General features: G+C 64.1%; 6 protein-coding genes. 2 read left to right on the forward strand and 4 right to left on the reverse strand.

Going from position 1 to position 6,267, the window contains the following annotated elements; all coding sequences use genetic code 11:
* From BW981_RS14920 to BW981_RS14935, 4 genes are all read right to left on the reverse strand, one after another.
* The gene (locus BW981_RS14920; protein WP_076440536.1) at nt 1-456 is read right to left on the reverse strand and encodes a tripartite tricarboxylate transporter TctB family protein; all 456 of its coding nucleotides are present in this window, start codon (nt 454-456) and stop codon (nt 1-3) included.
* Between the two features lie 38 nt (nt 457-494).
* The gene (locus BW981_RS14925; RefSeq protein WP_076440538.1) at nt 495-1,409 is read right to left on the reverse strand and encodes an amidohydrolase family protein; all 915 of its coding nucleotides are present in this window, start codon (nt 1,407-1,409) and stop codon (nt 495-497) included.
* A 79-nt stretch (nt 1,410-1,488) separates the two neighbouring features.
* A complete protein-coding gene (locus BW981_RS14930; RefSeq protein ID WP_076440540.1) occupies nt 1,489-2,457 on the reverse strand; it encodes a Bug family tripartite tricarboxylate transporter substrate binding protein in 969 nt (322 codons plus the stop codon).
* 48 nt (nt 2,458-2,505) lie between these two features.
* Complete coding sequence (locus BW981_RS14935; protein ID WP_076440542.1) at nt 2,506-3,507, reverse strand: hydroxyacid dehydrogenase; 1,002 nt, start codon at nt 3,505-3,507, stop codon at nt 2,506-2,508.
* Nucleotides 3,508-3,634: 127 nt separating this feature from the next.
* Between BW981_RS14935 and BW981_RS14940 the strand changes: the two genes are divergently transcribed.
* Nucleotides 3,635-4,525 (forward strand): LysR family transcriptional regulator, encoded by an 891-nt coding sequence (locus BW981_RS14940; RefSeq protein WP_076440544.1) that lies wholly within the window; start codon nt 3,635-3,637, stop codon nt 4,523-4,525.
* A gap of 459 nt (nt 4,526-4,984) precedes the next feature.
* Nucleotides 4,985-6,267, forward strand: a 1,283-nt coding sequence (locus BW981_RS14945; protein WP_139333775.1) for a nitrate- and nitrite sensing domain-containing protein, incomplete at its 3' end; no start/stop codon positions are given.

Genomic DNA, 6,267 nt, shown 5'->3' on the forward strand with positions numbered 1-6,267 from the left:
TCAGAAGTTCCACGCGAACAGGCTGTAGGGCAGCTTCAGCCCCCAGACGAACACAGCGGCAGCGAAGACCGACATCACCGCCGTCAGGACAAGCACCTCCAGCGCCTTGAACTCGTGGCCGGCGCGGGCCGAGATGAAGAACAGGGCGGCAAGTGCCGGCACGAGGCCGGCGCGCTCGAGCAGGAAGCCGAAGGTCACGAGGGAGGCGCTCAGCAGGAGGAGCGGCAGCCAGGCCCATCCGCCCTCGATGGTCACGCAAGTGCGCACTCCCCTGGCGAAGGTGACGATGCCGAAGCCGATCAGGACGAGGCTGAGGATGCGCGGGAAATAGCCCGGCCCCATGTCGATCGTGGTGCCGAACTTGTAGCCCAGCGCGATCGCGAAGCCGAACGTGCCGAGCCCCATGAACAGCAGGCCGGCGAGGGCGTCCCGGTTACCCGATAGTTTGACGATCATGTTGCCTCCTGGCGAAGCTGAGGACATGGGCCGCGCGCTCAGAAGCCGAACAGCTTTGCGGGGTTGTCGACGAAGATGCGCTGCCGCATCGGCTCTTGCGGCGCCCACCGGCCCACGAGATCGAGAAGCGCGGCGTCGTCGGGCTTCTCGGCCTTGGTGGGATGCGGCCAGTCCGAGCCCCAGAGCACCCTCTCCGGTGCCGCCTGGACGAAAGCGGCGGCCACGGTTCCGGCATCCGCGAAGTCGGGTGAACCATCCGCCGACGAGATGTAGAGGCCAGACAGCTTGATCCAACCATGCCCCTTGTCGAGCAATCGGCGCACGACCGCGAAAGCCGGATGCGCGACGCCGGCGGGTTGCGGAATTCGGGCGAGATGGTCGAGCACGATCGGCGTTGGCAGATCCGCCAGCGTATCGCTCAGGGACACCAGGAGATCCGGAGCCATGTTGACCTGGACGTGCCAGTTCAGCTCCGCGACCTTCCGGCTGAGCGGAGCGATCATCTCCGGCTTGAGGAACGCGCCGACGGCGAGATTGAAGCGTATCCCGCGCACCCCGCCATCGTGAAGTTTCTTCAGTTCCGCCATGGTCACGTCGGGGCCGACCACGCCGACGCCTCTGGCCGTGGGGCCGAGTTGCTCGATCGCTGCGAGCGTGACGCGATTGTCCGTGCCGTAGGTCGAGGGCGTGACGACGACGTTTCGCGTGGTCCCGAGGCGGGCCTGGAGCTTGCGATAGTCGGCGACGGTGGCGTCCGGTGGCTTGATCGTGGCGTTTGCCGCGGCTGGAAAGCGACTGTCATAGATGTGCATGTGGCAGTCGCAGGCGAGCGGCGGCACCTTGAGTCGGGGCGCCTGGGTGCCAGCGGAGAACGGTACCTGCTGGGCCTGCGCGCGCATCGGAGACGTCAGAAGCACGGCTGCGCCAGCCGCGAGAAAGTCTCGGCGTTTCATGGATAACCCTCCCGATCGCCGGCGCGTACGATGCGCGCCGGTCGTGATTGTTCGTTAACGGTGCGGCGAGCCGCTCGTGTCAGTCGGCGACCTTCACATCCGCAGCCTTGATGACCGCAGTCCATTTCGGGACGTCGGACTTGATCAGCGCGCCGAACTCTTCGCTGCTGCCGCCGAGCGCCTCGGCACCGGCCGAGCGCAGCTTGGCCTGGGTGTCGGGCATCTTCAGCACCTTGTTGAGCTCGGTATTGATGCGCGCGACGATCGGCGCGGGCACGCCCGCCGGGGCAGCCAGCCCCCACCAGGTCACCGCCTCCGAATTCTTCAGACCCTTCTCCTCGAAGGTCGGGACATCGGGAAGATCGGCATCGCGCTTGGTGGCGAAGACCGCGATCGGACGGAGCGTTCCTTCCTTGATCTGCACCATCGCCGAGGGAACGGACGAGACATAGATTTCGACGCGCCCGCCGAGCAGGTCCGGCAGGGCCTGGGCCGCGCCCTTGTAGGGAATGTGCCGGAACTTGACGCCAGCGATCTGTTGCAGGAGTTCGCCGGCCAGATGCGAGCTCGTCCCAATGCCGGGTGAGGCGAAGGTGAGCTTGCCGTCCTTGGCCTTGGCCGCGGCGATGAGATCCTCGACCGTCTTCAACGGCGAGTCCTTGGCGACGACGAGAACCTGCGGCGCGGAGGCGACGAGGCCGATCGGTGCGAAATCCTTGATCGGGTCGTAGTTGGCCTTGCCAAGGATCGGGTTGATGACGAGGTTGGCGTTCTGCGCGAGGACGACGGTGTACCCGTCTGCAGGGGCCTTGCCGGCGAGGCTCAGGCCGACGCTGCCGCCGCTCCCCGGCTTGTTTTCCGCAACCAGCGTCCAGCCCGTGGTTTCCCCGAGCTTCTGCGCGATGACGCGCGCGACGACGTCGGTGCCGCCGCCGGGCGGAAACGGGATTACGAGGCGGATCGGCTTGTCGGGATATTGCTGCGCCGATGCTGCCGTGGCTAGCGCCGACAGGGCGAGTGCTGCGAGCGCCTTGTAGACAATCCTCATGGTCTTTCCTCCCGTTTGCTTCTGGACGTCCGGTATCTGGTCCGGATCTTAGGCTGCGAGTTCTGCCAACCTCGCGAGGCTGGCGGTATCCGGCTCTTCGCCGTCGAGCACGGCGATGACGTGCCGTGCGGCAATCTCGGCCATCGTCTTGGCCGACCCCGCCGTCACGCCGGCGATATGCGGGGTGGCGATCAGGTTGGGCAGCGTCCAGAGCGGGCTGTCCTTGGCCGGCGGCTCGACCGCGAAACTGTCGAGGGCCGCGCCGGCAATCCTGCCTTCCAGCAGCGCAGCGCAGAGATCCACCTCGTTGATCAGGGCCCCGCGCGCCGTGTTGACGACCAGGGAGGCCGGCTTCATCAGGCCGAAGCGGCGCGCATCCAGGAGATCGCGCGTTGCGTTGGTCAGCGGGCAATGCAGGCTGACGATGTCGGCTTCCGCGACGAGGCTGTCGAGATCGCGTTCGCACTCCTGCCCGAACCGCGCGATCGCTTCGCGGGCATGGGGGTCGTGCAGGAGGACGGCCATGCCCAGTCCCCGCGCCATCCGGGCGACGTGCTGGCCGATCGAGCCAAAGCCGACGAGGCCGATGACGGTGCCTTCGATGTCGCGCCCGATGAAGGTCGGCTTTGGCCAGGTGCCGGACTTCACGGCGCTGTCGAGACGCGGAATATCCTTCAGCAGCGTCAGGGCCAGCGCGATCGTGTGCTCTGCGACGGCACGGGAATTCGAGCCCATCGCGCGAATGACGGGAATGTTGCGCGAAGCAGCCGCCTGGAGGTCGATGTTGTCGACGCCCACGCCGTGCTTGGCGATGACCCGCAGGCGCGGCGAGGCGGCGATGATCGCCTCGTCGACGCGACCCTGGCGGACGATCAGCGCGTCCACCTGCAGTTGCGCGGCGCGCTCGGCCACCTGCTCGCTCGGCGCATAGGCCGGCGAAAAGAAGACATCGACGTCATGGGCATTGAGGAGCTGGATGGCGCTTTCGGCCAGCCGGTCATGCGTGACGAGCACGCGCCTGCCACGGGTGGCGGCAAGGGTATCGGTCATCGGTGCGTCTCCTGGTGGCGGCCTCGCATCCCGCTTCGCAGCGGTTGGGCGCCTTTCGGGCAGACTATTGACCAGCGAGGCATCGCCGGTATGCTGAAATAATGGCATATATCAATGATCTTTTGTCATGAAGCATCCGATCGACGGCATCGAAGCCTTCATCCAGATCGCGGAGCTCGGGAGCTTCAACAAGGCGGCCGAGAAGCTGCACGTCACCCAGACCGGTCTGACCCGGCGCATCCAGCGTCTCGAGGCCCATGTCGGCCTGAGGCTGATCGACCGGACCACCCGCACCGTCGCGCTGACGAGCATCGGTCGCGAATTCCTGCCGGAAGCTCGACGCATGGTCGATGCCGTCGACCGTTCGTTCGAGCGACTCAAGTCGATGTCGCGCTTCTCGACCGGGGACATCACGATCGCCTCGGTGCCGTCGCTGATGTACGGGCGCCTGCCCCGTATCCTGCGGAATTATGCCATGCGGCATCCCAACAACCGCGTCGAGATCCTCGACCGGACCAGTACGCTCGTCATCGAGGCGGTGCGGCGGCGCCAGGCCGAGTTCGGCCTGCATGTCCAGCCGCCGAACCAGCAGGATCTGCACAACGAAGTCCTGGTCCGGGATCCCTTCGTCGTCTACTGCCGCGCCGATCATCCGCTAGCCGGGCGGGAGACCATCGCTTGGGCAGATCTCGCCGGCCATGACCTGATCACGCTGGGTGGCAGCAGCGGCAACCGGTTGCTGATGGAGGCGCAATTGTCGCGCTCCGGCATCGAAGTGAAGACCAAGTTCGTGGTCGAATATTTCTCCAGCGCGATAGGGCTGGCCTCGGAAGGGCTGGGCATCGCCATCCTGGTCGCATCCCTCGTCGAGAATCTGCGGTCCGACCTCGCCCAGATTCCGTTGGTGGACCCGATCGTCGACCGGCCCGTCTCGCTGATCCGACGGCGCGGCGAAACACTGACCCCGGCCGCCCAGGCGCTTTACGCTTTGATCGTTCGGGATCTGGGGCCGCTCTGATTGACATCAACCGCTCGCCAAAAGCGGATCTCCCAGCTCGGCTTGGTTTGCGGCCGCTTCCGGACCCAAATTTCCGCTGAAGCCAGCGCCTGCAGCAGTGCCACTGGTTGCGGGATCTTATGATCTCATCTCGATAATATATTCTATCATCTTCAACTATAAACACCATCAATCTGTATATATCCGTGACACATAATGCGGGGACGGGGTTTATACTATTTTATGAAATAATTAGCTAATATATCGATTAATCTGATATATCCGGATTAATATCTATAATCGGACGATATATTTACTTCAGTATAGTAGGATATATTTAAATCTTTGATATAAATCATTCTCAATGATAATCCTTCCGTTTGTCGGTTCAAGACAAAGCTTATGCATGTTTTGAGAAATTAACTCATTTTTGAGAAAACTTTGGCGGCCTACTCCGGCATTTTCTTCGCGAGAACGGCCATGTCGAGCACTTCGAAGTTATTCCGCTTCGCGGAACTGAGTATCACAGCCAAGCTGATGCTCGTCGTGGCTTTGCCGGTAACCATGATGTGTTTGAGCTTCGGGAGCGGGCTGGTGTCCGACTGGCGTCAGGCCGAGGGTGCCGCCTCGATCGCCTCGATCGCGCGGATCGCTCCCGCCTTCACCCAAGCCGCCCATGAGTTGCAAAAGGAGCGGGGAGCTTCCGCCCTCATGCTCGGCGCGAAGGGAGCCTTGTTCCGTACAGAACTGCAGCGCCAACGTTCAGCCAGCGACGCCGCGCTCGCGCAGCTCCAGGGCGCATTCCAGGCCCTGGGTGAGGTCGGCGGCACGCGAGCCTTTGGCGCGGCACAGGAGGAGGTCGAGTCCGCGCTTTCGCGGGTGCAGGCGATGCGGCCGCAGGTCGACAGGCTTGCGGTGCCGGCCAGCGATATGGCGACGCAATATACCGGTGCTATCGCCCGGATGATCGCAATGGTGCAGTCGATTGCCCGTATCGATGCCCCATCGCGAATCGGCAACGACGCGAAGGCATTGCTCGACATTGCCGAGGCCAAGGAACGCGCCGGGCTCGAGCGCGCCCTCGCGGCGAACGGTTTTGCAGCCGGCCGGTTCGAGCCCGAGAATTACAGGCGCTTGGTCAGCCTTGCAGCCGAGCAAACGATCTTCATCGCCGAATTCCGGGACGCGGCTCGGCAAGAGCTCGTCGAGAAGCTCAACTCCGCGCTGTCTTCTGAGCAGGCGCGGGCTGTCGATGTGATGCGGCAAGCCGCCTTCGGCGCGCCTTTCGGGACCGATATCCGTCAGATCTCTCCTTCCGATTGGTTCGACAAGGCGACGGCCCGCATCGATCTTCTGAAGACGATCGAGGACGCAGCCGGCGCAGCTCTCGTCAGCGACGCCGAGGTTGTGTCCGAGGCCGCGACAGCCAGCTTTCGGCGCAGCCTTGGGATTGCTTTCGCCGCGCTGGTCACGTCGGTGCTGGCGGCCTTCGCTGTCGCGCGTTCCATCACCAAGCCTATGGCTGCACTTGTCGAAGACACGCTCGGTCTCGCGCGAGGCGACCATGATCGGGCCATCGCCGGTATCCAACGCCGAGACGAGATCGGCGAGATCGCCAGCGCCCTGCTCGTCTTCCAGGAGAACGCGGCGCGTGTCCGCGCTCTCGAAGAGCAGGAGCGCACCGCTTCTGCGGCGCGTCTTGCGCGCGCGCAGTCGATGGAGGCTGTGGTGTCGGATGTGGGGGATGTCGTTTCGGCTGCGGC

The organism is Allobosea sp. TND4EK4 (assembly GCF_900156025.1).
GTDB lineage: Bacteria > Pseudomonadota > Alphaproteobacteria > Rhizobiales > Beijerinckiaceae > Allobosea.

Coding starts and splice junctions, on each gene's coding strand:
- BW981_RS14920 (WP_076440536.1), bottom strand. CDS start 456: ATGATCGTCAAACTATCGGGTAACCGGGACGCCCTCGCCGGCCTGCTG.
- BW981_RS14925 (WP_076440538.1), bottom strand. CDS start 1,409: ATGAAACGCCGAGACTTTCTCGCGGCTGGCGCAGCCGTGCTTCTGACG.
- BW981_RS14930 (WP_076440540.1), bottom strand. CDS start 2,457: ATGAGGATTGTCTACAAGGCGCTCGCAGCACTCGCCCTGTCGGCGCTA.
- BW981_RS14935 (WP_076440542.1), bottom strand. CDS start 3,507: ATGACCGATACCCTTGCCGCCACCCGTGGCAGGCGCGTGCTCGTCACG.
- BW981_RS14940 (WP_076440544.1), top strand. CDS start 3,635: ATGAAGCATCCGATCGACGGCATCGAAGCCTTCATCCAGATCGCGGAG.